Genomic DNA, 932 nt, shown 5'->3' with positions numbered 1-932 from the left:
GCGATTGGGTGGATCAGGGTAACAACCATGTTCACGTTATCGCCTGGCATTACCATCTCTACGCCTTCTGGCAGTTCGATGGTACCGGTCACGTCAGTGGTACGGAAGTAGAACTGTGGACGATAGCCTTTGAAGAATGGAGTATGACGACCACCTTCTTCTTTGCTCAGGATATACACTTCTGAATCGAACTGAGTGTGTGGCTTGATGGAACCTGGTTTAGCCAGTACCTGACCACGTTCAATGTCTTCACGTTTGATACCACGCAGCAGAACACCAACGTTCTCACCAGCACGGCCTTCGTCCAGCAGTTTGCGGAACATTTCAACGCCGGTACAGGTAGACTTAACGGTGTCTTTGATACCAACGATTTCAACTTCTTCGCCAACTTTAACGATACCGCGCTCAACACGACCGGTAACTACGGTACCACGACCGGAGATGGAGAATACGTCTTCGATTGGCAGCAGGAACGGCAGGTCGATAGCACGCTCTGGTTCTGGGATGTAAGAATCCAGGTGACCAGCCAGCTCGATGATTTTAGCTTCCCACTCAGCTTCGCCTTCCAGTGCTTTCAGCGCTGAACCACGAACAACCGGCAGGTCATCACCAGGGAAGTCATAAGCAGACAGAAGTTCACGAACTTCCATTTCTACCAGTTCCAGCAGCTCTTCATCATCAACCATGTCGCATTTGTTCATGAATACGATGATGTAAGGAACGCCAACCTGACGACCCAGCAGGATGTGCTCACGAGTCTGAGGCATAGGGCCGTCAGTCGCAGCTACAACCAGGATAGCGCCGTCCATCTGAGCAGCACCGGTGATCATGTTTTTCACGTAGTCGGCGTGCCCTGGGCAGTCAACGTGCGCGTAGTGACGAGTCGGGGTGTCATATTCAACGTGAGAAGTGTTGATGGTGATACCACGAGC

Annotated in this window: 1 protein-coding gene; it reads right to left on the bottom strand. The window is 51.6% G+C overall.

Annotated elements, in window-relative coordinates:
- Positions 1-932 (bottom strand): elongation factor Tu (gene tuf / locus ACKWMY_RS28190; protein ID WP_409487545.1); only part of this gene is annotated, 932 nt, incomplete at both ends.

The organism is Serratia sp. J2 (assembly GCF_046269175.1).
In the GTDB taxonomy this organism is placed as follows: Bacteria; Pseudomonadota; Gammaproteobacteria; order Enterobacterales; family Enterobacteriaceae; genus Chania; species Chania fonticola_C.
Note: the sequence above shows the minus strand (reverse complement) of the source record. Positions and strands in the feature narration are given on the sequence as shown.